Raw genomic sequence first — 25,178 nt, 5'->3', positions numbered from 1 at the left:
GACACTCGTGGACCACAACGAGCATTCGGGCACGAGGGCAGCCGCATGGCAGGAGAACTGGGCCGAGACGCCTGGATCGCCCTGGGCGGGGCGCCCCGATCCCGACGAGGGGCGCACCTATCGCACGCTCACCTATGACCGCGATGGGCGTATCGCCCGCATCACGTTCAACCGCCCCGAGCGTGGCAACGCCATCACCTCCGATACCCCGGTCGAGCTGGCCGACGCGGTCGAGCGAGCCGACCTGGACCCTCGCGTGCACGTGATCCTGCTTTCCGGGCGCGGCAAAGGGTTCTGCGGCGGATACGACCTGGAGATGTTCGCAGAGAGCGGCTTCGACACAGCTGACGGCCCCGCTGGCGCGGCCGGGACCGTCGTCGATCCCGCCGTCCAGGCGAGCAACCACAATCCCTGGGGCACCTGGGATCCGATGGCCGACTACGCCATGATGAGCCGCTTCAACCGGGGATTCTCCTCGCTGCTGCACGCGAACAAGCCCACCGTCGCCAAGCTGCACGGCTTCGCTGTCGCCGGCGGCACGGACATCGCGCTGTACTGCGACCAGATCATCTGCGCCGACGACACCAAGATCGGCTACCCGCCCACGCGCGTCTGGGGCATTCCCGCCGCGGGGATGTGGGCCCACCGGATCGGTGATCAACGGGCCAAGCGGATGCTGTTCACCGGCGACTGCATCGATGGCAAGCGGGCGCAGGAGTGGGGCCTCGCCGTCGAGTCCTGGCCCGCCGAGGAGCTCGATGAGCGGACCGAGGAACTGGTCGGCCGCATCGCGCTGATGCCGGTGAACCAGTTGATGATGGCCAAGCTTGCGCTCAACTCAGCCTTGCTCGCGCAGGGGGTCGCCAACTCCGGGATGATCAGCACCGTCTTCGATGGCGTCTCCCGCCACACCCGCGAGGGCTATGCCTTCCAGCTGCGCTCGGCCACGGTCGGATTCCGCGAGGCGGTGCGCGAGCGCGATGAACCATTCGGTGACTACAAGCGAGCCCGCCCCGGCGCGGATTAAGGCGGGAACCCGTGACGGCGAGCAGGCGCGTCCTGGTGACCGGTGGCGCCTCGGGCCTCGGCAAGGAGGTCGCGGAGGCCTTCCTGCGGACGGGGGCACGCGTGCTCATCACCGACATCGACAGCGCGGCGGGCGAATCCACGTGCGCGGAGCTCGCTGGTGCCGGTGGTGTGGTCGAGTTCCGCGCGCTCGATGTGACCGACGGATCCGCCTGGGCTGATGCCGTGCAGTGGTGCACCGCGCAATGGGGCGGTCTCGACATCCTGGTGAACAATGCCGGCGTGGCGGCGGCGGGCCGGTTCGAACGGATCCCGGCCAGCGATTGGGACTGGATCCTGCGGATCAACCTCATGGGTGTTGTTGCCGGATGCCGCGCGGTGACACCGATGTTCAAGCAGGCCGGTAGCGGCCATATCGTCAATATCGCCTCGATGGCCGGGGTGCTCAATGTGCCGGGGATGGCCTCGTACAACGTGTCGAAGGCCGGGGTGATCTCGCTGTCGGACACGCTCCGGCACGAGCTCGCGCCCTACGGGATCAGGACCACCGTCGTCTGCCCGTCCTTCTTCGCCACCAACCTCGGCGACCGGATGCGCAGCCCCGATCCAGCAATGGTGGGGCTGATGGGCAAGCTCATGAAGTCATCGAAGGTCACCGCCGCCGACGTCGCGAAGCAGATCGTGCACGCGGTCGATCACGGAAAGTACCGCGTGATCACCCATCCCGATGCGCGCCGGGCCGTGCTCGTGCAGCGCTTCGCACCAGCACTCGCTGCCCGGCAGCTGGTCGCGTACTGGGCCAAGCTGCGCCCTCGGCTCGAAGGCGCCGACTAGCGGGCGGCAAGAGCGCCAAACGCGATAGAAACTGCTAAACGCGATAGAAGCAGGCCTGGGGTTTCGGACGGCTTCTATCGCGTTTGCACAGAGCGTCGGTCGTGTCAGTTGCCGAACTTCTCGAGGAGCGCGGCGACGGATTCCTTGCCGAGATTGTTGGCCGCGAGCGGGCTGTCGCCGGTCAGGACATTGCGGTCGCGCGTGGTGGCGCCCGACATGTCGTCGTTGACGATCTCGATGCCCTCGCCCTCCAGGGTGGCGCCGAGCTTCCACGGCATCTTTCCGGGCAGGTAGCCCATCTCGAGTGCCACTCCGAAGTCAATCGAATCGGGGAACGCCACCATCTTGTAGCCGGCGAACGGGTTCGTCTCGCGATCGATCCCGCTCGCGAGGAAACCGGCGGGCCCGTGGCACAGCGTGATGATCAGGCGATCATTCTCGAGGAAGAAGTCCAAAGCCTTCTGGACGTCCCTGCTGAACGGGATGCCGTTCATCGCCCCGTGGCCACCGGGGACAAAAACGGCCGCGTAGTCGTCGAGCCCCTCGTCAAGGACGTCGGCGAGCTTCCTGGGAGCCTTGAACGCCTCGCTCGTGGCCTCCCAGGCCGACTTGATGGCCTCGTCCTCCTTCGGGAAGGCCCACCACTCGAACTTGCCGGGCGCGCCACCGACCGTGGCGACATCGATGCCGTAGCCCGCCTCGGCCATGTGGTGCAGGGGCAGCAGTGTCTCGACCGGGTGATTGCCAGTGGAGAAGAACGTTCCGTTCTCCATCAGCATGTACCGCTCCTCGGTGGCGATCACGAGGATCTTCCACTTTCCGCCGGTGTACTTCTTGTCGGTGGAGAGGCCGTCGAAGTCGGTCTTGCTCGCCGTGAACTGGCTCAGAGAGTAGGGGGAAGGGAAGAAGGCGTTGTCCTCCGCGGGGTCCGCTGCGGGATTGCGATCTGCATTGGTGTCAGCCATGTTCGACGTTCCTTACGTTGTCGTTCCGTTGGCCGCTTGGCCTCCAAAGTGCTCAAGCGATGCCGTTGGCTGCTCCCGTGACGATCCCGGCGTCGCTGGCGCCGAGGACATCGCTTGCGTTTGCAACCATATGTCCAACATACCGTAGTGCCCAATCATGCACCACGGAGTCGTACGATCAAGTAATGAGCGAAGAGACCGCGGCCACGGAAGCGTGCGACCTGGGATGGTCCATCGCCATGGTCGGGCGCCGGTACGCAGCCATCGTCGACCCCATCTTCGAGGGCTTCCCCCGAGGGGCCCGCGGCTACCAGCTCCTGCACACCGTCGTCCACAAGCGCATCCCGACGCAGAACGCGCTGGCCGACTACCTCGGGATCGACCGGACTGTCATGCCGTACTTCGTGGATGACCTCCAGAGCGCGGGCTTCGTGGGGCGCCAGGACGACCCCAGTGACCGCAGGGTCCGCACCGTGATCGCCACCCCAGAGGGGGTCGCCGAGTACGAGAAGCTCTCCCGCCAGGTCCAGCGCGCGGAACAGGCATTTTTCGAGGGCATCACGGAGGGGGACAGGGCACTCCTCGTCCGCTCCCTCTCGCTCCTAGCGCGCCGCTCCCGGAGCTACGAGCAGTCGAAAGAACTCTGACCTGCTTGGCGCGAGGCGCTAGCCCGCCCCCGGTGCCCCTTGCAATCGGGCCTGATCGACCGTCGTGGTCCACGTTTGCCGCTCATTTCGCTTCTGAGGCCTCGAAGTCGTGATTGCGGCACCTGACCCGCCCCCGCCCTCTCTCGCGCCCCCTGCGCGACCCATGTTTCATAACCCGTCAGATCATTGAGTTTCGCATCGTTAGTTTTGAAACAGGGTTTTGCATCATCGTTGTTCCTGGTCGCCAGCCCCGCTCCAAGGGTCCGTTTGGCCTGTGCCAAAAACGGACGTTTATGAAACAGGCCATAGTAGACCGTTGGATCGCCGCAGCTCAGGGCTGATTCCTTGAAACCACGTTTGGAGCGTAGCGTACGCACGAACGAACGTTCGCGACGAACGGAGAATGCCAAACCGAGAACGGGCGCGAAATAGCCGTCGCTACGCTTGCTCGTCCGCGCTGCGCCCCCGCACATCTGCCAGGCTCGTGCCATCACCGCGAGCCTCGGCCGCAATGACGCTCAACGAACCGTTCGTCTCGAGCACTACCGCAGCGACGCGGGAGAGATCACCGAGACCGGTCGCGCGCACTGCCTGCATCACCTCGGCACGCGACACCCGTTGCGCCCGCATCGCGGATTCCAGGACTGTCCCGTCCTCGAGGAGCAGCGTCGGGGCCGCGGTCAGCGCGTCCCGGGCGCCGTGGATGCGGCTGCTGACGAACGCGGCCACGAATTGCAGACCGGCGAGCAGCGCCAGTGCCGTCGCGCCCTCGGCCAGCGAGACGTCCGCGCTGAGAAGGATCGTCGCGAGGGTCGAACCGAGAGCGACGGTGACCACGAAATCAAAAGCATTGAGCTTGGCGAGCGTGCGCTTGCCCGAGATGCGCAGCACAAGAACGAGAACGACGTAAGCCGCGCTGCCGACCACGAGGATCCGGAAAAGTTCATCAAGAGTGTGAAACCACATGGTCGACGCCTACCCCCGGGAAGGGCGGGCAAACCGGACGCCTGTGGGGGCGGCAACAAGGGCTCGCGTTTGCCCGCCGGGGTCCCGGGTAGCCAGCAGACGGCCCGCTGCGGGCCAGTCCGAACAGACAACCCCGACCGCTAGGGAGCTCACCATGGGCACACCATCGATCATGCTCGCCAATCACCCCGGCACCGCTCGCATCACAGGGGACCGCGACGCCCTCGTCTCCTGCATCGAGGCGTGCCTCGAGTGCGCGCAGGCCTGCACCGCCTGCGCGGACTCCTGTCTCGCGGAGGATGCAGTAGCCGATCTCGTGCACTGCATCGCGACCGATCTCGACTGCGCGACCATATGCCAGGCCACGGGCGAGGTCATCTCGCGGCAGGAAGGCGCTAGCGCCCAGGTCGTCAAGGCCATGCTCAACGCGTGCCTTGCCGCGTGCGCCGAGTGCGCGAAGCACTGCGAGGGGCACGGCGAGGCGTACGAGCACTGCCGCGCCTGCGCGACGGCCTGCCGCCGTTGCGAGGACTCCTGCCGGGATCTCATCGCTGCGATCGGATGACCAGCAGGGGACCCCACCGCCACGGCTTCGGCGAGGCCGTGGCGATGCGGTGCTGGGGTACTCTGTGCCGGTGGCCGCAACGAATACCGACAACGCTGCAGCGCCCACTCCGGTCGGCGAGGCGCCCCCCACCGGCGGGCGGGTCCGCAAGTACGCCACTGCCGCCGAGCGAGCGCGCGCGTGGCGCGCCAGGCAGGCCGAGAAGCAGCTCGCTGGGGTAGAGCCCGCGGACCCGGAGACGCCGGTGCAAGCAGTCGATTCGCTCGCCGCGACGGTGCCCGCCCTGCGCGCCGCCACCGGCCAGCACATTCGCGAGCTCACTGCCGTCGCCGAGCGCATCGACAAGGCGCTCGCGCGAATCGCTGACCCCGCCGCGGTCGATGAGCAGCTTGAGACCATCCGTGCCGAGAGCGCGGAGCAGGTCGCCCGCGCGCAGCAGGAGGCAGCCACTACCAAGGCCGCGCTCGCGCGGTCCCGCGCGGCCGAGGAGACAGCCCGCGAGGAGCGCGACGAGGCCGTCGAGTCCGCCGCCCAGGCATGGGAGCGCGGCGAGCAGCTCGAGCAGCAGCTCCACGAGGAGCAGGCCGCCACTCTGTCCGCCCGCGCCCAGCTCGAGGAGGCGCGGCGCGAGTTCCACGAGCACATCGAGACGGTGGGGCAGGAGCACGCGCGCGCCCGCCAGGAGTGGGACCAGCAGCAGCACGATCGCGACGCCCGGAATGCCGCCGCCATCGGGAGGCTCGAGCAGGCCCTCGAAGCGGCCCGCGACGCGACCGCCCGATCAGAGTCCGGCCGCAAGGAAGCACTCGGTGAAGCGCGGGACCTGCGCGCGCAGCTTGCCGAGCTCGCCCGGGAGCTCCGCGCCGAGCAGGCCGCTCGCCTCGCCGACGCTCGCGATCACACTGAAGCACTCGAGAAGGCCCGCCGTGACGCGCTCGAGGAAGCCACGGCCAGCCACCGCGACGCCATGGAGAACCAGCGACAGCAGCTCGCGGATGCCCGCGAGCGCATCGGCGACCTGCGTGCCGACCTCACCGCGCTGCGGGACGAGCGTGACGCGCTGCGCAAGCACAGCGGCGAGGCAGGAAAAGCTGGGTAGTCCGGTAAATGTCAGCTCGTCCCGCGGTCTGCCACGAACTCGAAGAACGCGATCTGGGGCGCAGCGTTAATGCGCATTGGCACCACGCTGAACCCGATACCGCATGTCACGAACAGTTGGTTGCCGGCTGCTCCGTAGTCGTGTGGCGCGAAGCCATCAGCGACGATCTTCTCCTCTGCGGTCAGGTCGAGGTACGACCACTGCGTCAACCCAGGGATAGCGATTTGTCCGCAGTGAGTGTGCCCGGCCACCGCCAAGGGAGCGCTGCCAGCGGGCAGCGAGCGGAACGTGGTGGGATTGTGCATCAGCACCATGCGGGGCGCGTTCTCGGGGACGCCCTCCAGCGCTAGCTCGGCATCGGCTTGCCCGGGGACCTTCGGGCCGACGCCCACCACGTAGAACTGCTGGGCGGGGCCGAGGTCCTCCTTGCCGGGCAGGGGCGCGGCCTCGTTGAGCAGCACGTCTACGCCGCGCTCCTCGAGGGCTGTGGTCATTCGCTCTGCGCCGCCCACCTTGTAGTCATGGTTGCCCATTACTGCAAATGTTGGAATTCCGGAGTCAAGCAGCGGTGAGAGCAGATCCAGCACCGCATCTGCTTGCACGGCGATGCTGGGATCGCTGCTATAGAGAAAATCGCCGCCGAGCAACACCGCATCCGGATCCTCGTCTACGAGCTCGCGCACCGCTCGTTCCACCATGCCGGTGTTTGCCCACCACATGCCGACCTGCAGGTCGGCGATCACCGCGATGGTTGTGCCCTCGTGCTCGGGGCCGAGCCCCGGCATCGTCATGGTGTGATGCCGCTCGTCCAGGATGAACCGGGGCTCGATGAGTACGCCATACCCGGTAATCAGTACGATGGCCGTGGTCAGCGCTATCGCTGCTATCTTGAGCGGTCGTTTCATGGGATTCCTTTGCTCGAGTGCTCTCTGCGCCAGGAGCCCGCGTTCGTAGCCGCCTCAGCTACCTTCTTCCCGGTCAATCGGGGCGCCCAAGCGGACGCCTCCAGTGCAGTTCCCCATCCAGTGCGCGATACTCGGCCCTGGAGTTGCATTTCGGTCACGAGTGCATGAATACCCGACAACGAAGATCAGGGGGGTGTTTGGGACGCGAATGAGCCGGAGAGCCCTTTGATGACAAACGGGGCCTAGCGGCCAGGAATGTGGGACCAGCAGCCAGGCGCCGCGCGCCGCTTTGCTGCACCTGCTAGTCCGAAGCGAAGGGCGGGGACAGCAAGAATGAACGAGGAACTTGTCGCTGATCGACAATCGCAGAATGTCCACCCAGGGATGCGGCTAGGCTCGGCTAGAGCTACCGGCTCCAATGGGCAGGTGACGGCGTGCGTCGTGGGCGGACTGTTCGCGCTGCTGGCGACCTTGGTCGTCCTCGGCTGGAAGCCACTGCAATCCGTTGATGAATCCGTAGTGGCTGCACTGAACCCCACCGTGTCATCCACACCGTGGCTGGCTCATGCGCTGGGACTCTTCACGGATCTTGGCGGCTCCCTGGTGACCTGGGCCTTGCTCCTGCTCGCATTGGGGTGGCTGCTGATTCGCCGTGAGCCAGCCCTCGCCGCGTACGTTGGCGTGGCCGGGCTCGGAGCGCTATCGCTGACGACCGGCGTGAAGGCGTGGGTGGAGCGTGGTCGTCCGGTCGTGGATACAACGGTCGCCGCCGCGCCTGGGCTGAGCTTCCCGAGCGGACATGCACTGAGCTCGACGGTCACCTACGGTGTCTTGCTCCTTGTATTCCTGCCGGCCGTCGCCGCGCGGCTACGCAAGCCAGCGATATTCGCGGTCGCGGCGCTGGTGATTGCCATCGGTCTCACTCGCATCGCCCTGGGCGTGCACTATCCCTCGGACGTCCTTGGTGGCTGGCTTCTCGGTGTGCTGTGGCTGCTGGTCAGTGCGATGGCTTTTCGCCGCTGGCACGAGAAGGCGGGATTGGGTCGTCCGCCACTGACCGAGGGACTGGAACCAGAGGAGCACGATCGCCTTGTCCCCGCCCCGGCACACGATGCACCTCTGCCCGCGGGCTGGCACAGTGTCAGTCGGCTCATGGTCGCAGCTGTGCTGATCTGGGGAGCGCTCGCCGGAGCCGGGCTGCTCATCACCGAGCAGATTGCGACCGTGCGCCAGTGGGACACCGCGGTAGCTAAATGGTTCGCCAGCATCAGGAGCGAATCCATCACCCCCGTCATGCTGAACGCCAGCCGTTTTGGCGACACGATCACCATCGTCGCCGTTGTGGCCATCGCCGTTGTTGCCGCGCTCGCGCTGACCCGGCGGTGGCGCCCCGCGCTGTTCCTCGTGGTGGCGGTCGTGGGCGAATCGTTGCTCTTTCTCGCCTCATCGTCGGTGGTCGGCCGCTCTCGGCCGTCCGTCGAGCACCTCACCCCCGGGCTGCCCCCGACCTCGTCGTTTCCGTCCGGCCACGTTGCCGCGACCACGGCGGCCTACGGCGCTATCGCACTGCTCATCGTCTTTCTCCTGCACCGGTGGTGGCGGTTTCTCGCTGTTGCCGTGGCCGCGTTGATCGTGCTGTCCGTCGTCGTGTCCAGGCTGTACATCGGCGTCCACTACCTCACCGACACCCTCGCGAGCGTGATCTACGCCTGCACCTGGCTTGCGGTGTGCTGGTGGATATTCTTGCCTGCGGCTGGCACGAACGACGATCAGTCCGGCCATATCAGCAGCCGCGCGGAACCGGGCTCTCGAAGCGTCATGGCGAGATGATCTCGCGGGCTTGCGCAGGGAGCTTGAATACTATGATTGCGCGGCACGCTTGCGCCGCAGGTAGAGCCATTCGAAGCCGATGATGGCGCAAATGGCGAGCGCAGCGACTCCGATCACCAGTGGGTCGGTCCGAATCTTCATCGTGACGAAGGCCGCGAGGACCACCAGATCCATAGTGATGGCGACCAAGGGAATCGCGGGCTTGATATCGATTTTCCTCCGGAGGTTCTTCCATAGGCCCCAGTGGATCGCGATGTCCATCGCGAGGTAGAAGACCACGCCGAGCGAGGCGATCCTGCTCAGATCGAAAAAGATCGTCAGCAGTATCGCCAGGGCAATCGTGTAGACCAGAGTGTGCTTCTGAATGTCTCCCGGCATGCCCAGATGGCTGTGCGGCACCAGTTTCATATCGGTGAGCATGGCGAGCATCCGGGACACCGCGAACGCGCTGGCGATCACGCCGGAAACCGTCGCTATGATGGCGAGGAAAACAGTGAAGTAGAGCCCAAAGTTCCCGAAAGCGGGCCTCGCCGCTTCCGCTAGGGCGTAGTTCCTGGACTGCACGATCTCAGCGAGCGATAGATTGCCCGCGACAGCCAGCGCAACCAGCATGTAGACGAGGACACAGATCACGATCGAGTAGATGATTGCTCGACCGACATTGCGGTGTGGATCCTTGATCTCGGCGCCACTGTTGGTGATCGTCGTAAAGCCCTTGTAGGCAAGGATGGCCAGAGCAACACCCGAGATGAAGCCAGTGATCCCGAACTGCCCGAGGCTCGCATCGGTTCCGGTGATCCTGCCGAGGTCGGCCAGCCATAGTCCAGCGATTCCGAAAAGCGTGATTCCGCCGATCTTGACGAGCGACATCACCAGCGAGAAATTTCCAACGATGCGGTTGCCGGAAATGTTGATGGCGAAGGCGAAGATGAGCAATCCAACGCCGAGCGCTGGAACAATCCATGCCGGTGTGCTGCCGAACAGCTGGCTGACGTATGTGCCAAAGGTGCGGGCAACAAGGCTCTCGTTGATCACCATGGAGAAGTACATGAAAAGCGCACCGACGGCCGTGATCGTGCCCGGCCCGTACATCTGCTTGAGGAACATGGCGATGCCGCCCGCGCTCGGGAAAGCCTTGGCTAGCTTGACGTAGCTATACGCGCTGAACGCGGTGACGATAGCGCCGACGATGAACGCGAGGGGAAACAGTGGACCTGCGAGCTCGGCTATCTGGCCCGTCAGGGCGAAGATTCCCGCGCCGATAATGACAGCGGTGCCCATCGATATCGCGCCCACGAGCGACAAGGATCCGCTCTTGTAGCGTGCGGTGCTTTCGTCTTCGTTGGACACCTGGCTGCTCCCTTCCAGCTAAACTCCTCCACGATACTGCGCAGGCGTTGCGTGCCTATGCCGCCGAGGACTGTAGTGGTGCTTCAGGCGCAAGTCTGCCTGCCTGTCGCTGGTGCTGCGGTGGCCCGCTTCGTGGCGGGGAGCACCGCGAGGAAACCGAGGATGCCAGCAACGGTGAAAGCCACGAGCGGGGTAGTGGAACCCATCAGGGCGCCGAGCAGTCCCGCGCCGATCGCCTGGCCGACGGCGAGAGCGATGAACAACATGGCCGTGCCTTGGGCTGCGTGGCAGGGGAGAGAGCGCGAGGCCCAGACGATGAGGACCCCGCATACCGCGGTGTAGGTGGCACCGAACACGGCCACGGAGATGCCTGCCAGCAGGGGCGATCCGGGTGCCGCGGCCAGGCCGATGGTCACGGCGGCCATTGCCGATGTAGCCACGTCCCAGGCGGTCCGCAGGGTCGAGGCCTGGGCGATCCTTCCGGCGGTGGCTCCGAGCACGCCGAATGCACCCAGGACCATCCAGGCGATGATGGAGTACATCGCCCCGTCCGCGCGGGACTCGACCATGATGGTGCGGCCAAAGGTCCAGATCGCGGCGCTCGAAGCCCCTGCCAGCGCCGCTGCGGAGATGGGGAACGCCAGCGGTGCCAGGATCGGCGCCCGCGCTGGCGGTGGTGGGCGCTGATGGGCGGACTGGTCAGCGCGGAGGGTGGCAATGGTCGCCAGGGCTACGAGGATGGCGAAGGCGAGCCAGCCCAGCCGCCACTGGCCGATCGTGAGCAGCATGACGATGCCTGCAGCAACGATCCCCGCGCCGGTGCCGGCGTTGACGATCGTCTGAGCGCTCTCGCGGCGCGGTGGCGCGACGTTCCGCTCGATGAGCATGACGAGGCCTGGCGTGGCGAACCCGGCCCCGGCGCCGGCGAGGACCACGCCGAGCGCGAGGACGATCGCGTCGGGGGCTCCTGCCACGACGAGTGACCCCAGCGTGGCTGTCGCGCCCGCGCAGAGGACGACGAGTCGCGGGCGGGCAGCGAGGCGCGAGGCCGTCACTGCGGCAAGGCAGAAGGACAGGAAGCTTCCGGACTGAATGAGCCCTGAGATGACTGGGTCGAGCTGGAAGGCATTAGCGAACCGGGGGAGGAAGAGGCCGTAGCCGAAGCGCGCGAGCCCATAGGTCGCTGCGATCAAGGCCATGCCGCTGACCACGAGAGACCGCATCGCGCCCCCTTGCATCCGATAACCAGAACGCACGTATCAATCTAGCAGAACGAACGTTTCGATTTGAAGGGTACCTACACTGAAACCATGACCATGGCCCGGCGATCTCCCGCTCGCGCACGACTGCTTCAGGCCGCCGATCGGGTGCTGTTCCACCGCGGCATCCGGGCAACGCCGGTCGACGAGCTGCTGCGCGAGGCACAGGTCTCGGCAGCCACCTTGTACACGCACTTTGGCAGCAAGGACGCTCTGGTAGCCGAAGCGCTACGGGCGCGCCTCGCGGAGTGGCGCACAGCCTGGGACCGCTGCATCATCGCGGCAGGCGACGACCTGGAGCGTTTGCTCGCGGTGTTCGACGCACTAGCTTCCCACCGTCGCGACCAGGACAACCCAGCACGCTGGTGCGCATTCCTGGCCGCTGCGGCCGAGCTTCCCGTGACAGCGGACGAGATCGGTGAGGTCATCGCAGCAGACACTGCCCTCCTCACCGAGCGCCTCCTGCACCTTTCTCGTCCCCTCGCCGGGGCGCGGGCCCAGGATCTAGCCGACGAGGTACTCCTCGCCTACACCGGCACCCTGGCTGCACTCCTTCGCGGCGCCCCCGGATCGCCGATCGACGTGGGCCGCCGCCTGGCCTGCTCGGCAGCTCGCTCCTACATGCGTGATTGACAGCAGACGATCCGGGGGCGGATGGCCCTGGCTGCACGGGACGGAAGGCTCTATCCCGGGTCTCGCTTCCCGGTGAGAATCAAGAAGGAAGCATCGCGCGAGCCCATGCTCGCCGAGCCTGGACCGGTCTCGTCCTGATCGGCACCGTCCGGCCCCCCGACATACCAGTGAGCTTGAGAAGGGATCGAGATGAACGCGATGAAGTCTGCCGTTGTGGCGAGCGTCATGGCAGTATCAGCAGTTCTTGGTGGCGGCACAGCGCTCGCGCAGCCCTCGACATCCATGATGCATGACGCGAACAGCACATGCGGCAAGGTCATGCAGTTCATGCACGAAAACGCGGAGATCATGCGCTTCAAGCATGAGCTGTTGCAGCAGAACCCCGACCTGATGAGCATGCACATGCAAGCGATGGGCATGATCTGTTCCCCGGACCAGATGATGCGGATGCGCCAGATGATGATGTCGATGTAGTGCCGGAATGGCGCCCCCTAGCTGATGAACCGGTAGCCCATGCCGGGCTCGGTGATGAGGATCCGCGGCCGGGCGGGGTCCTCCTCGAGCTTGCGGCGCAGCTGGGCGAGGTAGACGCGCAGGTAATGGGACTCGTTCTCGTACTCGGGCCCCCAGATGGTGGTGAGGAGCTGCTTCTGGGTGACGAGCTTTCCGGCATTGCGGGCGAGGAGCTCGAGGATGGCCCACTCGGTCGGCGTGAGCCGGACTGTCGTCCCGTCGCGGGTGACGCGCTTGGCGGAGAGGTCGATATCGAGCGAGCCGACGCGGATCTCGCTGCTCACGGTGGGCGCGGGGGCCCCGCGGCGGATGGCGGCGCGCAATCGGGCCATGAGCTCGTCCATCCCGAAGGGCTTGGTGACGTAGTCGTCGGCGCCCGCGTCGAGAGCGACGACCTTGTCGATGGAGTCGATCCGGGCGGAGAGCACGATGATGGGCATGGTCGTCCAGCCCCGGAGGCCATGGATGACGTCAGTGCCGTCGAGATCGGGGAGCCCGAGGTCGAGGATGACAACGTCAGGCTTGTGGGTGGCGGCGGACCGTAGCGCTTCGGATCCGGTGGCGGCGGTGTGCACGGTGTAGCCGCGGGCCACGAGATTGATGCGCAGGGCGCGCAGGATCTGCGGGTCGTCGTCGACGGCGAGGACACTGGTCATGCTCGTGGCTCCAGTCCGGGCTGGGGGGCGGCGGGGAGCGTGACGGTGATGGTGAGCCCTCCGCCTGGGGTGTCGCTGGCCTCGATGGTGCCACCCATGGCGGTGGCGAACCCTTTGGCGACGGACATGCCGAGCCCGATGCCAGTGGTGCGGTCGCGGTCGCCGTGGCGCTGGAACGGCTCGAACAACTGGGCCCTAGCCTCGGGCGAGAGGCCAGGACCGTGGTCGATGATCGAGAGCAATACGCGCTCGGCGGTGTGGTGCGCCTCGATGCGGATGGGTTCGCTGCCGTGGCGGATGGCGTTGTCGGCGAGGTTGGCGATGACGCGCTCGAGCAGCCCGGCGTCCGCGAGCACGTCGGGCAGGTCGTCGGGAAGAGCGAGGGCGAGTTTGTTGCCGCCGCGGACGCTGGCAAGGGCACGCACGGCTATGTCGTCGATGCCGTGGGATCGGATGAGGGGCCGCACGGCGCCGGTGGCGAGGCGGGAGGAATCGAGCAGGTTGTCGACGAGATCGCGGAGCTGGCGTGTTGATTCGTCGGCGACACTGAGCAGCTCGCGCCGATCCTCGGGCGTGATGGCGAGCGCCTCGTTGTCGAGGGTCGCGATGGCCATGGTCAGGGCGGTCAGGGGAGTCCGCAGATCGTGGCCGAGCGCGGAGAGCAACGCGGTGCGCAGCGCGGCGGCGTCGGATTGCCGCTTGGCCTCGGCAGCGGTGCTCATCATGTGCTGGTGGCGTAGCGCGAGGACCGCCTGCACCCCGGCGCTGGCCAGCATGGAGCGCCGGGCCTCGTCGAGGCCGGGTCCGTCGAGGACGAGCGCGGTCGTGGCGTCGAGGGGGATCTCCTGGCAGTGCGGCGAGCCAGCGCGGGCGGGCTTCTCGCGCAGCTCTACCGAATCGAGCCCGAAGTCCTCGCGGATGCGGGCGAGGAGCGTGTCGGCCGGGTTGTCGTCGAGCAGGATGGTGCGGGCGTAGGACGACATCAGCGCGGCCTCGGTGCGGGCATGCGCGGCCTCGCGGGCGCGGGTTGCAGAGCGGTGCACGACGGTGGCGACCGCCGCGGCGACCACGGCCATCACGGCGAGGGTGAACCGGTTGTGGGCATCGGCGATGTAGGGCGTGTGGAAGGGCTCGGTGTAGAAGACGTTGAGCAGGATGGCGCTGAGCACTACCGCCGTCAACGCTGGCCGCCATGCGCCGATCAAGGCGACGGCAACGGTGCCGAGCAGGAACGCCATGGCAACGTCAGCGAGCTCGAGCTGCTCCTTGAATGGCACGAACCCGGCAGTAAGCAGCGTGGGCACGGCGATGGCCGCCACCCACGCGGCGCGCGTGCGGGAGCGGGACAGTGCTGATCCACGCATCGTGCCGTGCGCCGCGCGTCGGCTCGGTGGCGTGGCCACGAGCTGCACATCGATGGATCCTGCATTCCGCGCAACGGTGCTGGCGGTGCCGCGGCGGCGCGCCAGGGGCCAATTGGGGCGCGCGCGATGCCCGACGATGATGCGGGTGGCGCCAGCACTGCGGGCTAGCTCGAGAAGAGCACCGGCAACGTCGCTGGCCACGACGGTATGGAATGTAGCCGCGGCTTTGGTGGCTTGCTCGCGAATTGCCTCGACGACACCGGGCGGGGTGCCGCGCTCCCGGGGGTCGAGCACATGTACCACGAGCAGCTCGGCACCGCATCGGTCGGCCGCGCGAGCAGCGCGCTGCACCAGCGCCTCGGTATCCCCGGCACCGGAGATCGCGACGAGTACTCGCTCGCGCAAAGCTGCCCCCTCATCGTTCATGCTCACCCCACGATGGGGCGTTCCGCGGGCAGCTCGTAGCGCCGGGGCCGCTCCTGCAGCGCGAGCGCGGACGCCACCACCACGGGTCCGATCCGGCCGATGAGCATGAGCGCGATGAGCACCACATGCCCGAGGGCAGGCAGGTCCGCGGTGATGCCCATGGACAACCCCACAGTAGCGAATGCCGAGATCACCTCGAACATCACTTCCTCCGCGCCGTGGCCACTGATCGCGATCAGCAGGATCGTCGCGCTGATGATCGCGGCGACGCTGAGCAGCACGATCGTCAGTGCCTGGCGCTGCACTGACTCGGGGATGCGGCGATCGAGGGCATGGACGGAGGGTTGCCCGCGCAGCTCCGCGAGTATCACGAAGCCGAGGATGGCGAAGGTAGTCACCTTGATGCCGCCCGCGGTTCCCGCGCTGCCGCCACCAATGAACATCAGCACATTGGTGATGAGGATCGTTGCCGAGTCCATCTGGCCCACATCGAGCGAGTTGAAGCCGACCGTGCGAGGGGCGAGGCCCTGGAATACCCCGGCGAGGATCTTCTCTCCCGTGCCCAGCGGGCCGAGAGTCTCCGGGTTGGAGTATTCGAAGGCGAGAACCGCGGCGATGCCGACGGCGGCGAGCGCGCCATACGCGAGGACGGTGATCCGGGTGTGCAGGGACCAGCGCGGGGGAGGCCCGAGAGGAAGACCCGTGTTGTTGCGCGCGCGGCGTTCCCGCCGCAGGTGCTTGCCGATCTCGAGGAGGACGGGGAAACCGATGCCGCCGAGCACGAACGCGGCGATGATGGGCAGGAGGATCCACGGGTCGCCGGTGAACGCCATCATGCTGTCCGCCCGCAGTCCGAAGCCTGCATTGTTGAATGCAGACGCCGCATGGAACAGCGCGAACCCCACAGCCCCGAGGGCCGAGTCGGTATAGGCGGCGTAGTAGCGGACGCCAATGATGAGCGCCACGATCGCCTCGATGGCAAGGCTGACCACTACCACGCCCACTGCGACCCGCCGCACGTCCGCGAGGCGGAGTTCCTTCGTCTCGGCCTGCACGATCAGCTGCATCCGCATGCCCATCCGGCGCGCGACAACGATGCCGAGCAGGGAGGCGAGCGTCATCACGCCCATGCCACCGATCTGGAAGAGCACCGCGATGACGCCCTGCCCGAACACGGACCAGTAGGTGCCGGTATCAACAACGACGAGGCCCGTGACGCACACCGCGGACGTGGCGGTGAACAGCGCCGGAAGGGGAGCGGTCCAGCTACCGGCGGCCGACGAGAACGGGAGTATGAGCAGAACCGTGCCGGTCAGTACGACCAGCACGAATCCTGTGGTGACCACGCGCGCGGGGTGGCGGACGAAAAGCCCGACGAGATGACGGGCGCGCGCGGGCCCCGCCGCGCTACGCAGCATGGACGTGTAGTTGGTGTGGCACTCATCCAGCGTGCGCACCGCCGGTGGCGCGCGCACGCGCCTTGATGCCGTCCTGACGGTGCGGCCTGGAGTCTTGATGGTTTCTTGACGCCGTGTGACGCGCGTCTATTGCCTGGGCCAATCGGTGCAGTCGCCGGCGCCGCTGCAGTAGGGCGCGTTCGCGGTCTGCCCGCAGCGGCACAGAGTCGCGCGGGTCTCGGACCGAGGCCCGGACCCATCGTCGATGGTGAACGATCCATTGATCACTAGGGGCTGGCCGGGGCCGGTGGTGATCCGTACTGCGGCGTCGCCCTGCTCGGCGGGGCCGGTAGTGAGCTGGTAGTGCAATGCGCCGGTGGGGCAGCGGCGAACGACCTCGGCCGTGGCGCCGGGCTCGGCCGCGCTGGGCTGGATCCACGGGCGGCGCGCGGTGTCGAAGACCTCCGGCAGGCCGCGCACGCACTCGGCGGCGTGCAGGCAGCGATGCCGGTCGTAGGTGACGGTGATGCCGTCCCCTTCATACGCCTTGGTGCTGGCGTTCTCGCTCATCGCGACTCCTGGGATTGCAGGCCGAACTTGCCGTGGAGCTGCGCGGGCACGAGGTCGGCATAGCTGGGATGCTTCTGGATGTATCGCTGGGCAAACGGGCAGAACGGCAGTACCACGAGCTCCCGCTCCCGTGCCTCATCGAGCACCTGCCCGAGCAGCTGGGAGGCAAGGCCCTGCCTGGCATAGGACTTGCTGATCTCGGTGTGGGTGAGGGAGAACCGACCTTGCAGGATGCTGTACTCCACCGATCCGGCGACCTCGTTGGTGTCGTCGTCGATGAGCTCGTAGCGCTCGAGCATGTCGTTGTCGCGCAGGGTGAATGGCATGTGGCGCCTTCCGGGTGCGTTTCTGGTGCTTCCATGGTGCCGCAGCATGGCGCGCATGGCAGGCGAACAGCAGGAGCGCGCGCCGCGCCGGGGACCAAATACCCGTGGGAAAGAGTCGGCGTGCCCTAGGGTCCGCGCGTGCCGTAGCGGGACCCTGGATGCAGGAAGTGGCGCCGAGCCACCCCCGTACCGGGACCGCGAGGAGACAACGATGAGCGTGGCGATCCGCACGTCCGGGCTCACCAAGGCATACCGGCGCGCTATCGCGCTGGACAATGTGAGCCTGGAGGTTCCCGCTGGCATCGTGTTCGGCTACCTCGGCCCGAACGGGGCGGGCAAGACCACTACGATCCGCATCCTGGCAGGCCTGCTACGCCCCACCAGTGGCACCGCGACCATCCTGGGCACCGACGTCCTGGCCGACAGGGAGGGCGCGCAGCGGCATGTTGGTTATCTCCCCGGTGACTTCGTGGCCTATGCGGACCTCACTGCGGAGCAGTACCTGCGCTACCTCGGAAACCTGCGCGGGGGCGTTCCGCCGGCGCGGGCACGGGGCCTGGCGGAGCGGCTGCGGCTCGATCTGCGCTCGCGCATCGGCGAGATGTCGCATGGCAATCGCCAGAAGGTCGGCATCATCCAGGCCTTCCATCACCAGCCGGAGGTACTGATCCTCGACGAGCCCACCGCTGGTCTGGATCCGTTGGTGCAGAGAGAGTTCCTGGGCATGGTGCGCGAAGCCCGTGACGAGGGCCGCACGGTGTTCCTCTCCTCCCACGTCATGTCGGAGGTAGAGGCGGTCGCGGATACCGTCGGTATCCTGCGCCGCGGCGCCCTCATCGAGGTTGCCGATGTGGCGACGCTCAAGTCCCAGGCGCTGCGCCGCATCGACATGGTTCTCGACGAGGCGGTGTCGCTCGAGCAACTGAGGCTGATCGATGGCGTGCGGGAGGCCACCTGCGATCACGCGGGAACGCACGTGCTCGTCGAGGGATCCACCGCGCCCCTGCTGTCCTGTGCCGCGCCCTACGGCATCAGCTCGATCATCACCCATGAGCCGGATCTCGAGGAGATCTTCCTCGGCTACTACGCGAAGGCGGTGTGATCATGCTGCGCAGCGTGTTCACCAAAGCGCTCCGGGACCAGCGGCGCGCGCTGGCAGGGTGGGGGACCGGCCTTGTCCTGCTGCTCCTGCTGATGGCCGCGCTCTGGCCCTCCCTCGCGGACATGGGCGATCTCGAGGCCTTCCTGGCGAGCTTCCCCGAACCGATGCAGGAACTGTTCAACCTCGAGGAGTACGGCACTGGGGTCGGCTACTACAACACGGAACTCTTCACCGCCATGCTGCCGATCCTGTTCCTCGCGTTCGGTATCGGCAGGGGAGCGCGCGCCGTCGCCGGCGACGAGGAAAACGGAACCCTCGATGCAGTGCTGCTGACCCGGGTCTCGCCGCGCGGCTTGCTGGTGCAGCAGGCGGCGGCGGTGGCCGTGGCCATCACGCTGCTGGGCACGGTCGTGCTGGTGTGCGCCGTCGCCTTCTCCGCGATCTTCGGCCTCGGAGTGGGGGTGGGCGCTGCCGCGAGCGGGGCACTGGCGATCACCCTGCTGGGCCTGGAGTTCGGCTGGCTCTCGCTGGCGATCGGGGCAGCGACAGGAAGCCGGATCAAGGCGCTCGCGCTGAGCTCCGCGGCCGCGGTCGCGGCGTACGTCCTGTACCTGGCGGGCGCCCTCGTCGACGGGGTGCGGCCATGGCAGCCGCTCTCGCCGTTCTACCAAGCGCTCGCCGATGGCCCGGTGGGGGCCGGGCTCCCATGGTCCTACCTGTGGATGCTGCTAGCGGCCGTGGTCTTCGTCCTCGCGGCCATTCCCTTGCTCGAGCGGCGCGATATCGGTCGCTGACACCGATCGGCCGCGCGGCCCGGCATGGCGAGCGAGCGGTCGGTCCCGGCGTATCGTGGAGCCACTATGGCTGAGTTGAAAGCACGGATGCGCGCGGACCTGACGGCCGCGATGAAAGCACAGGATTCCGAGACCAAGGCGACGCTTCGCATGATGCTCGCCGCGGTGCAGACCGAGGAAGTAGCGGGGGAGTCGGCCAGGGAGCTCTCCGATGCGGAGGTCACCAAGGTGTTGATGCGGGAGGCGAAGAAGCGGGCCGAGTCCGCGACGGTATACGCCGACGCGGGCCGGGAGGAGCTCGCGGCGAAGGAGCGTGCCGAGGGCGAGATCATCGCGCGCTACCTGCCCAAGCCGCTGACCGATGACGAGCTCGCCTCTCTCGTCGACCAGGCGATCGATCAGGTCGCTACCGATACGGGCGAGCGCCCGGGCATGCGGCAGATGGGGCAGGTCATGAAGGCGGCGAATGCCCTCGTTGATGCGCGCGCTGACGGTGCACGGGTGTCGCAGGTGGTCAAGGCGCGCCTCGCGGGGTAGGGGCCCCGCGGGGGCCCGCGAGTGTGGCAGCTCCACGAGTGTGCGAAAAACGACAGCTCTGAGCACGGTTGCTGTCGTTTCTTGCACACTCGCGGGCGAGGCAGGCGAAACCCGCGGCGCCCGGTGACAGCCAATGGCAGCACCCGCCTAGCAGTGGTCGCAGCAGCTCCCGCTGTCGTCCTCCTGGGCGAGCAGCCCGCCAGGGCGCCGCGTGCCGGTGGCTGGCACGGGAACGGTCACAGCCTCGGGCGCGGCACCATCGAGCCGCCGGATGCGGGCCGCCCGGATGGCGTTGAGGATGACGAGCACCTCGGCGGATTCGTGGATGAGCACGACTGTGGCGAGGCCGAGCAATCCTGTCGCGGCGAGCGGCACGAGGAGAATGATGATCGCCAGCGATAGCGCGATGTTCTGCACCATGATGCGGCGTGCCCGCCGGGCGTGGTCGAGCACCTGGGGAAGGTGGCGCAGGTCGTTGCCGAGCAGCGCGCAGTCGGCCGCGGCGATGGCGGCGTCGCTGCCCATCGCGCCCATGGCGATGCCGGTATCGGCGGTGGCGAGGGCGGGGGCGTCGTTGATGCCGTCGCCAACCATCGCGGTAGTGCTGGAGCGGCGCAGGGTCGCCACGACGTCGGCCTTGTCCTCGGGCAGGAGGCCGGCGTGCACCTCGGTGATGCCGCATTCGGTGGCGAGGGCGCGGGCGCATGGCTCGGAGTCGCCGGTGAGCATGACGGTGCGGATGCCGCGGTCACGCAGCTGCTTCACGACGGCGGGCGCTTCGGGGCGCAGCTCGTCGCGGACCGCGAGGATGCCGAGCACCTCGCCCGCGAGCTCGACGGCAACAACGGTGGCGCCGGATTCCTGCCACGCCCGCGCGTTCTCCTGGAGCTCTGCAGGCAGGAGGATCCAGCCGGGGGAGCCGAGCCGCGCTGGGGCGGCGTCGATGGTTCCGGTGAGGCCGCGGCCCGGCACGGCTTGCACGTCGTCGGCGTGGTAGCGGGTGGCTGCGCGCTGCTGGGCGGCCTCGACGATGGCCGCGGCGAGCGGATGGTCGCTGCGTTCCTCGAGGGCTGCGGCGATGGCCAGCGGGTCGGCTGTTTGCCTGGTTCGCCGGAACCCCGCGCCCTGGGTACCGATCACGGTGGGCGAGTTCGTGGTGAGCGTGCCAGTCTTGTCGAGCGCGACGATCGTGACGGCGCCGAGTGCTTCGAGGGCGCGTCCGGAGCCGACGACCATTCCGGCGCGGCTCGCCCCGCCGACGGCGGCAACGACGGTGAGTGGCACGGAGATGGCCAGCGCGCAGGGTGACGCGGCGACGAGCACGACGAGTCCGCGCTCGATCCACATCATGGGGTCGCCGAGGAGCGCTCCGACGACGGTGATGGCGGTCGCGAGCAGGAGGATCGCGGGCACGAGTGGCCGGGCGATGCGGTCGGCGATTCGCTGGCGGGCGCCGTGGTCCTGCTGGGCCTGCTCGACGATCGTGACGATGCGGGCGAGCGAGGAATCCGCCACTTCCGCGGTGGCGCGGGCGGTGATGGCGCTGGTGCCGTTGATGGCGCCGGCGGGCAGGGCGTCTCCAGGACCGGCCTCGAGGGGGATCGATTCGCCGGTGATGGCGGAGACGTCGAGGCTGGTTCGGCCGCCGGTGATGGTGGCGTCGGTGGCGGCGCGCTGGCCGGGCGCGAGGACGAGCGTGTCGCCGATGGCGAGATCGGCGGCGGGGATGTCGAGGATCGTGCCGCCCTGCTCGACGGTGACGGTATCGGGGATGAGCACGTGCAGGGCGCGCAAGCTACGGCGTGTGCGCGTGACGGCGAGGTCCTCGAGCCCCTCGGCGAGGGAGAACAGGATCCCGAGCAGGGCGGCCTCGGTGTAGGCGCCAAGCAGGACCGCGCCGATCATGGCGATGCTCATCAGGGTGCCGACGCCGATGCGGCGGGGCAGGCGAGCGACTGCTCGGGGGACGAAGGTGCTCGCACCAACCAGTGCGGAGGCGAGGACGAGGATCGTCGACGGCAGCCCGTGGAAGGGGAGCGCGACGACGAGCAGCGCCGCAGCGAGCAGGGCCGCCCGGATCGTGGGGTGCCGGAGGGCTTCGCGGATCATGGCGTGCTCCCCTCGGTGGTGCCGAGCAGCATGCCGAGCAGCGATGCGGTCTCGGGGGCGAGGCGGTAGAGGACGAGCTTGCCGTCGCGGCGCGAGGTGACCATGCCAGTGGCGCGGAGCTGGCGCAGGTGGTGCGAGGCGAGCGCTTTGCTGGTGCCGGTGATCCAGGAGAGGTCGCAGACGCACAACTCGCCGCCGCTCGCGAGCGCGGTCGCGAGGGCGATGCGGGTCGGTTCGGCGAGGCCGCGGGCCTGCTCGGCGGCTCGTCGGCGCAGTTCCTCGCTGGGGAGGCTGGTGCGGATGGCTTCGGCCCGGGGCAGGTCGAGGCAGAGCAGGTCGCAGGTGTCGCCGGTGCCTTCAGTCATGCAAACAGTCTAACGGATGTTTGACTAACTGTCGGGCGCGCCCGACAGTCGCCCGCGAGTGTTCGAAAAACGACACGGGCATCGACCAAACCTGTCGTTTCTTGCACAGTCGCGGGCCTGGTGATGCGGATGCCGTCCGCGCCCAAGGCCGGAAACGAGCAGGCTACTTGCACTCCACGATCGGCTGCGGGTCATAGCGCACTGTGCGGGTGGTGCGGGAGATCTCCGCACCAGTCTGGGCATCGCGCACCACACGGGTATCGGAGGTGGTGAAGCCCTGCGACCCGTTCGAGGGGAAGCAGTTCGGTCCCTCCGGCAGGGTGATGCGCGACGGGCTCGTATACGCCCAGCGGCCGCCATTGATCGACTGCACGTTCACCGTCTTGGTGCCCCAGATCCGCACCGTGACGCTGGATGAGTCGCCGAACGACTGGATGAGAATGCCGGTGCTATAAGGATTGTGGAACTTCACGTCGATCGCGCCCTCCCACACCGTTGCCTCGCGGCCGGCCGGGTAGCGCGAGATGTAGTACGAGTGCTCCTGGTGCTCCACGTCATCCATGCCCGCGAAGTAGGACGCGTTGTACAGGGTGGTCGCGAACTGGCTGATGCCACCGCCGACCGCTTCGGAGGGCCGCCCGTTGAGGATGATGCCTGACTCGATGTAGCCCTGGGCGGTGCCGCGCGGCCCCGTGTAGCCGTTGAGCGAGAACGTCTCGCCCGGCTTGACCACGGCGCCATTGACCTCCCGCGCGGCCTGCCGGATATTCACCCCGGACTCGGTGGCGAATCCGCTGGTGGTGTACTCGGCAACGACCTCGTTGATGCCGAGGGCCTCCGCATCGGCGGTGCGGAACTCCGCGATGATCTCGACGTACTCGGCGTCGACGGTGCGGTCCTCGGTCCGCAGCATCAGCTCGTCGAAACCAGTGAGAGTTGCTTCCCAGTCGATCTTCCTGCCCTCGCGATCCTCCACCACGTACGGCCCCGAGTTGCCGAGCGCCACGGTGGCGTCACGCGCCGGGTACTCGGTGGAGGCGAGCTGGGGGGAGAGGATGCCGATCGCGGCCTCCTGGTCGAAGAAGTGCCGCAGCTCCGGACCGTCTGCCTCGAAGCGCAGCACCTCGCCGACCTGCTCGGGCGGCAACGTAGCGGTGGTGTCGCTCCTGCCGGTGACCTCGAGCGGGGTGGCGAGCGCGGGCTCGGCGATCTCGCGCATCGCGCGGTCGATGTCCTCCTCGGTGAGCTCGACCTCGGTGATGTCGGCGGGCAGCATCAGCGGTATTCCGAGGGGCCAGTCCCGGACGACGATGCCGCGCGCGGTCTCGGCGAGCAACTGCTGGCCTTGCTGGGGCATGATCGGGACGGCACGGGCACCGTCGAAGGCGATGCCGCCGGGTTGCGGCTCGCGGTCGATCTCGCCGACGAGGCGTTCCATCGTGGCGGCGAGCGCGGGCTCATCGACGGTGCGGGCCACAGGCACCTCCCGCTCCCGGAACAGCGAAGCGAGCCGGGTCAACGGATTGAGAGGCTGATCGGCCGCCTGATCGACTGTCTCCTCGAGGTCGAGCGCGAGGCCAGCCTCAGCGGGAACGAGGGCGGTCTCGATGTCACCGGCGATCACGGGCACGGACGCGGTCTCCCGGTCCTTGAGCGATTCGCGCAGCTCCACGAGGGCCTGTTCCCGCGGCATCCCGCCGATCTCGGTGCCCAGGACCTCGGTGCCTCGCGGAACCTCACCACGGCTGAAGTAGATATCCGCGCCATAGGCGGCACCCGCGATCAGGAGCAGGGCCACGGCAGCGATGATGATGCGGCGACCGCGACGCTTCCCGGCACTGCCACGATCCGATCCAGCTCTGTCGGTGCCGTCGGCCGGGGTGTCGGCCTGGGTGTCAGCGGCCTGGTCCTGGTCGTTGCTGGGCTCGTCAGCAGTGCTGTCGTTGGTCTGCTCGTCGGTCACGCGTGCACGGCTCCCCTGATCATCGGTGGACCAAAGCCTATCGAATGCACGCTGGTACGGCACAGCCTTCGAGATCGCGTACAGCTGCGAGACGGCGGAGGTGCGGGCGTTGTGGGCCACGGATACCGTGGATTCCATGCCAGCACTCGTATCCGGCGAAGCGGTCCAGCTCGACCTGCGGCACGCTACTTTCGCGAGCCGCGGCGTCGCGGTGGCCATCGATGTGCTCGTGCAGCTCACGATCCTCGGCACGCTGGTCGCGGTGCTGTTCGCGGCCCTGCCCGCGCTCGATCCCGCCGCCTATGCCGCGATCTCCCTCCTGCTCGTCATCCTGGTCATGATCGCCCTGCCCGTGCTGGTCGAGACGCTGACGCGGGGCCGTAGCCTCGGCAAGGCCATCATGGGGCTGCGGGTGCTGCGCGACGACGGAGGAACCATCAGTGGCCGCCATGCCCTCGTGCGCGGCCTCGCCGGGTTCTTCCTCGATTTCTGGGTGCTGGGCTTCTTCGGCGCGGTAGCGCTCGTGGTGTCCCTCGCTAGCCCGGCCGGCAAGCGAGCCGGGGATCATCTCGCGGGCACGATCGTCGTGCGCGAGCGGCTCGCCCCGATGATGGCCGGCCCGGGCAGCGCTCCCGGCAAGCGAGCGGACTGGACGAGGACCGTGGATCTGACCGATGTCGACCCCGCGCTGCTGCAAGCGGCACAGAGCTTCCTCGCTCGGCGCGATACTTTCTCCGCAGGAGCACGCGACCGCATCGCCGGTGACCTCGCGGCGAGCCTGCTGCAGCGCACCAGCGCCACGCCTCCCGAGGCAACACCGGACGAGGACGTCGTCGCTGATCTCATTGCGGAGAGGCGTTCCCGTCTCGCGAAGCCCCTGGGCCAAGGCGTCCCCGCGCGCCCCATCCTGGGCCCGGCCAGCGATGACCCCTGGGCCGCGCCTCCGGGGTGAGGTGCTCGAGCGGAGTCACTCCGCA

25 protein-coding genes are annotated in these 25,178 nt (G+C 67.7%); 12 read left to right on the top strand and 13 right to left on the bottom strand.

Annotation, left to right across the window (positions count from 1 at the left end):
• Nucleotides 1–7: 7 nt before the first annotated feature.
• Nucleotides 8–1,027: a crotonase/enoyl-CoA hydratase family protein gene (locus QC765_RS12045; RefSeq protein WP_278314687.1), complete on the top strand. Its 1,020-nt coding sequence runs from the start codon at nucleotides 8–10 to the stop codon at nucleotides 1,025–1,027.
• 11 nt (nucleotides 1,028–1,038) lie between these two features.
• The gene (locus QC765_RS12040; protein ID WP_278314686.1) at nucleotides 1,039–1,860 is read left to right on the top strand and encodes an SDR family oxidoreductase; all 822 of its coding nucleotides are present in this window, start codon (nucleotides 1,039–1,041) and stop codon (nucleotides 1,858–1,860) included.
• Between the two features lie 104 nt (nucleotides 1,861–1,964).
• On the opposite strand, the gene hchA is transcribed toward QC765_RS12040, so the two are convergent.
• Entirely contained in the window at nucleotides 1,965–2,825 is an 861-nt protein-coding gene (gene hchA, locus QC765_RS12035) for a glyoxalase III HchA (protein WP_278314685.1), read from the bottom strand.
• 185 nt (nucleotides 2,826–3,010) lie between these two features.
• Between hchA and QC765_RS12030 the strand changes: the two genes are divergently transcribed.
• Complete coding sequence (locus QC765_RS12030; protein ID WP_278314684.1) at nucleotides 3,011–3,472, top strand: MarR family winged helix-turn-helix transcriptional regulator; 462 nt, start codon at nucleotides 3,011–3,013, stop codon at nucleotides 3,470–3,472.
• 438 nt (nucleotides 3,473–3,910) lie between these two features.
• Here QC765_RS12030 and QC765_RS12025 read toward each other — a convergent pair whose 3' ends face one another.
• On the bottom strand, nucleotides 3,911–4,438 hold the full coding sequence (locus tag QC765_RS12025; RefSeq protein WP_278314683.1) for a DUF421 domain-containing protein: 528 nt from the start codon (nucleotides 4,436–4,438) through the stop codon (nucleotides 3,911–3,913).
• A 154-nt stretch (nucleotides 4,439–4,592) separates the two neighbouring features.
• On the opposite strand from QC765_RS12025, the gene QC765_RS12020 reads away from it, so the two are divergent.
• Both QC765_RS12020 and QC765_RS12015 read left to right on the top strand, forming a co-directional pair.
• Nucleotides 4,593–5,003, top strand: a complete 411-nt coding sequence (locus QC765_RS12020; protein ID WP_278314682.1) for a four-helix bundle copper-binding protein — start codon at nucleotides 4,593–4,595, stop codon at nucleotides 5,001–5,003.
• 70 nt (nucleotides 5,004–5,073) lie between these two features.
• A complete protein-coding gene (locus tag QC765_RS12015) occupies nucleotides 5,074–6,102 on the top strand; it encodes a coiled-coil domain-containing protein (RefSeq protein ID WP_278314681.1) in 1,029 nt (342 codons plus the stop codon).
• Nucleotides 6,103–6,113: 11 nt separating this feature from the next.
• On the opposite strand, the gene QC765_RS12010 is transcribed toward QC765_RS12015, so the two are convergent.
• The gene (locus QC765_RS12010; RefSeq protein WP_278314680.1) at nucleotides 6,114–7,007 is read right to left on the bottom strand and encodes a metallophosphoesterase; all 894 of its coding nucleotides are present in this window, start codon (nucleotides 7,005–7,007) and stop codon (nucleotides 6,114–6,116) included.
• A gap of 426 nt (nucleotides 7,008–7,433) precedes the next feature.
• Here QC765_RS12010 and QC765_RS12005 point away from each other — a divergent pair, with 426 nt between their 5' ends.
• Nucleotides 7,434–8,837 carry a phosphatase PAP2 family protein gene (locus QC765_RS12005; protein ID WP_278314679.1) on the top strand — a complete coding sequence of 468 codons (1,404 nt, stop codon included), beginning with the start codon at nucleotides 7,434–7,436 and terminating at the stop codon, nucleotides 8,835–8,837.
• A 30-nt stretch (nucleotides 8,838–8,867) separates the two neighbouring features.
• On the opposite strand, the gene QC765_RS12000 is transcribed toward QC765_RS12005, so the two are convergent.
• Both QC765_RS12000 and QC765_RS11995 read right to left on the bottom strand, forming a co-directional pair.
• Nucleotides 8,868–10,133, bottom strand: coding sequence for an APC family permease (locus tag QC765_RS12000; protein ID WP_278314796.1), 1,266 nt, complete (start codon nucleotides 10,131–10,133; stop codon nucleotides 8,868–8,870).
• A 137-nt stretch (nucleotides 10,134–10,270) separates the two neighbouring features.
• Nucleotides 10,271–11,410: an MFS transporter gene (locus QC765_RS11995; protein ID WP_278314678.1), complete on the bottom strand. Its 1,140-nt coding sequence runs from the start codon at nucleotides 11,408–11,410 to the stop codon at nucleotides 10,271–10,273.
• An 87-nt stretch (nucleotides 11,411–11,497) separates the two neighbouring features.
• On the opposite strand from QC765_RS11995, the gene QC765_RS11990 reads away from it, so the two are divergent.
• A complete protein-coding gene (locus QC765_RS11990; protein WP_278314677.1) occupies nucleotides 11,498–12,079 on the top strand; it encodes a TetR/AcrR family transcriptional regulator in 582 nt (193 codons plus the stop codon).
• Between the two features lie 198 nt (nucleotides 12,080–12,277).
• A complete protein-coding gene (locus tag QC765_RS11985) occupies nucleotides 12,278–12,553 on the top strand; it encodes a hypothetical protein (RefSeq protein WP_278314676.1) in 276 nt (91 codons plus the stop codon).
• A 17-nt stretch (nucleotides 12,554–12,570) separates the two neighbouring features.
• Here QC765_RS11985 and QC765_RS11980 read toward each other — a convergent pair whose 3' ends face one another.
• From QC765_RS11980 to QC765_RS11960, 5 genes are all read right to left on the bottom strand, one after another.
• Complete coding sequence (locus QC765_RS11980) at nucleotides 12,571–13,248, bottom strand: response regulator (protein ID WP_278314675.1); 678 nt, start codon at nucleotides 13,246–13,248, stop codon at nucleotides 12,571–12,573.
• Entirely contained in the window at nucleotides 13,245–15,038 is a 1,794-nt protein-coding gene (locus QC765_RS11975; RefSeq protein WP_278314795.1) for an ATP-binding protein, read from the bottom strand. Before QC765_RS11975 ends, QC765_RS11980 begins: the two co-directional genes overlap by 4 nt.
• 2 nt (nucleotides 15,039–15,040) lie before the next feature.
• Nucleotides 15,041–16,513 carry a TrkH family potassium uptake protein gene (locus QC765_RS11970; protein WP_278314674.1) on the bottom strand — a complete coding sequence of 491 codons (1,473 nt, stop codon included), beginning with the start codon at nucleotides 16,511–16,513 and terminating at the stop codon, nucleotides 15,041–15,043.
• 69 nt (nucleotides 16,514–16,582) lie between these two features.
• Nucleotides 16,583–17,005 carry a (4Fe-4S)-binding protein gene (locus tag QC765_RS11965; protein WP_278314673.1) on the bottom strand — a complete coding sequence of 141 codons (423 nt, stop codon included), beginning with the start codon at nucleotides 17,003–17,005 and terminating at the stop codon, nucleotides 16,583–16,585.
• Nucleotides 17,002–17,331: a GNAT family N-acetyltransferase gene (locus QC765_RS11960; RefSeq protein WP_278314672.1), complete on the bottom strand. Its 330-nt coding sequence runs from the start codon at nucleotides 17,329–17,331 to the stop codon at nucleotides 17,002–17,004. Before QC765_RS11960 ends, QC765_RS11965 begins: the two co-directional genes overlap by 4 nt.
• Nucleotides 17,332–17,542: 211 nt before the next feature.
• Between QC765_RS11960 and QC765_RS11955 the strand changes: the two genes are divergently transcribed.
• The 3 genes from QC765_RS11955 to QC765_RS11945 all read left to right on the top strand — a co-directional run bounded on the left by QC765_RS11955 (nucleotide 17,543) and on the right by QC765_RS11945 (nucleotide 19,764).
• Nucleotides 17,543–18,433 carry an ABC transporter ATP-binding protein gene (locus QC765_RS11955; protein WP_278314671.1) on the top strand — a complete coding sequence of 297 codons (891 nt, stop codon included), beginning with the start codon at nucleotides 17,543–17,545 and terminating at the stop codon, nucleotides 18,431–18,433.
• Between the two features lie 2 nt (nucleotides 18,434–18,435).
• Entirely contained in the window at nucleotides 18,436–19,227 is a 792-nt protein-coding gene (locus tag QC765_RS11950; protein ID WP_278314670.1) for an efflux permease Rv1217c-related protein, read from the top strand.
• 66 nt (nucleotides 19,228–19,293) lie between these two features.
• A complete protein-coding gene (locus QC765_RS11945; protein ID WP_278314669.1) occupies nucleotides 19,294–19,764 on the top strand; it encodes a GatB/YqeY domain-containing protein in 471 nt (156 codons plus the stop codon).
• 147 nt (nucleotides 19,765–19,911) lie between these two features.
• On the opposite strand, the gene QC765_RS11940 is transcribed toward QC765_RS11945, so the two are convergent.
• From QC765_RS11940 to QC765_RS11930, 3 genes are all read right to left on the bottom strand, one after another.
• A complete protein-coding gene (locus QC765_RS11940) occupies nucleotides 19,912–21,873 on the bottom strand; it encodes a heavy metal translocating P-type ATPase (protein WP_278314668.1) in 1,962 nt (653 codons plus the stop codon).
• Nucleotides 21,870–22,238, bottom strand: coding sequence for an ArsR/SmtB family transcription factor (locus QC765_RS11935; protein WP_278314667.1), 369 nt, complete (start codon nucleotides 22,236–22,238; stop codon nucleotides 21,870–21,872). Before QC765_RS11935 ends, QC765_RS11940 begins: the two co-directional genes overlap by 4 nt.
• A gap of 163 nt (nucleotides 22,239–22,401) precedes the next feature.
• Nucleotides 22,402–24,339, bottom strand: coding sequence for a VanW family protein (locus QC765_RS11930; protein WP_278314666.1), 1,938 nt, complete (start codon nucleotides 24,337–24,339; stop codon nucleotides 22,402–22,404).
• Here QC765_RS11930 and QC765_RS11925 point away from each other — a divergent pair.
• Nucleotides 24,338–25,153 (top strand): RDD family protein, encoded by an 816-nt coding sequence (locus QC765_RS11925; RefSeq protein WP_278314665.1) that lies wholly within the window; start codon nucleotides 24,338–24,340, stop codon nucleotides 25,151–25,153. The two genes, QC765_RS11930 and QC765_RS11925, sit on opposite strands and share 2 nt — an antisense overlap.
• Nucleotides 25,154–25,178: the final 25 nt, after the last annotated feature.

Origin of the sequence: Hoyosella levis (genome assembly GCF_026008515.1) — a bacterium.
Taxonomy (GTDB): Bacteria; Actinomycetota; Actinomycetes; order Mycobacteriales; family Mycobacteriaceae; genus Lolliginicoccus; species Lolliginicoccus levis.
Note: the sequence above shows the minus strand (reverse complement) of the source record. Positions and strands in the feature narration are given on the sequence as shown.

Coding starts and splice junctions, on each gene's coding strand:
- QC765_RS12030 (WP_278314684.1), top strand. CDS start 3,011: ATGAGCGAAGAGACCGCGGCCACGGAAGCGTGCGACCTGGGATGGTCC.
- QC765_RS12025 (WP_278314683.1), bottom strand. CDS start 4,438: ATGTGGTTTCACACTCTTGATGAACTTTTCCGGATCCTCGTGGTCGGC.
- QC765_RS12010 (WP_278314680.1), bottom strand. CDS start 7,007: ATGAAACGACCGCTCAAGATAGCAGCGATAGCGCTGACCACGGCCATC.
- QC765_RS11935 (WP_278314667.1), bottom strand. CDS start 22,238: ATGACTGAAGGCACCGGCGACACCTGCGACCTGCTCTGCCTCGACCTG.
- QC765_RS11980 (WP_278314675.1), bottom strand. CDS start 13,248: ATGACCAGTGTCCTCGCCGTCGACGACGACCCGCAGATCCTGCGCGCC.
- QC765_RS11925 (WP_278314665.1), top strand. CDS start 24,338: ATGCCAGCACTCGTATCCGGCGAAGCGGTCCAGCTCGACCTGCGGCAC.
- QC765_RS11990 (WP_278314677.1), top strand. CDS start 11,498: ATGACCATGGCCCGGCGATCTCCCGCTCGCGCACGACTGCTTCAGGCC.
- QC765_RS12020 (WP_278314682.1), top strand. CDS start 4,593: ATGGGCACACCATCGATCATGCTCGCCAATCACCCCGGCACCGCTCGC.
- QC765_RS11960 (WP_278314672.1), bottom strand. CDS start 17,331: ATGCCATTCACCCTGCGCGACAACGACATGCTCGAGCGCTACGAGCTC.
- QC765_RS11955 (WP_278314671.1), top strand. CDS start 17,543: ATGAGCGTGGCGATCCGCACGTCCGGGCTCACCAAGGCATACCGGCGC.
- QC765_RS11945 (WP_278314669.1), top strand. CDS start 19,294: ATGGCTGAGTTGAAAGCACGGATGCGCGCGGACCTGACGGCCGCGATG.
- QC765_RS11950 (WP_278314670.1), top strand. CDS start 18,436: ATGCTGCGCAGCGTGTTCACCAAAGCGCTCCGGGACCAGCGGCGCGCG.
- QC765_RS11995 (WP_278314678.1), bottom strand. CDS start 11,410: ATGCGGTCTCTCGTGGTCAGCGGCATGGCCTTGATCGCAGCGACCTAT.
- QC765_RS11930 (WP_278314666.1), bottom strand. CDS start 24,339: ATGGAATCCACGGTATCCGTGGCCCACAACGCCCGCACCTCCGCCGTC.
- hchA (WP_278314685.1), bottom strand. CDS start 2,825: ATGGCTGACACCAATGCAGATCGCAATCCCGCAGCGGACCCCGCGGAG.
- QC765_RS11975 (WP_278314795.1), bottom strand. CDS start 15,038: ATGAACGATGAGGGGGCAGCTTTGCGCGAGCGAGTACTCGTCGCGATC.
- QC765_RS11985 (WP_278314676.1), top strand. CDS start 12,278: ATGAAGTCTGCCGTTGTGGCGAGCGTCATGGCAGTATCAGCAGTTCTT.
- QC765_RS11940 (WP_278314668.1), bottom strand. CDS start 21,873: ATGATCCGCGAAGCCCTCCGGCACCCCACGATCCGGGCGGCCCTGCTC.
- QC765_RS11965 (WP_278314673.1), bottom strand. CDS start 17,005: ATGAGCGAGAACGCCAGCACCAAGGCGTATGAAGGGGACGGCATCACC.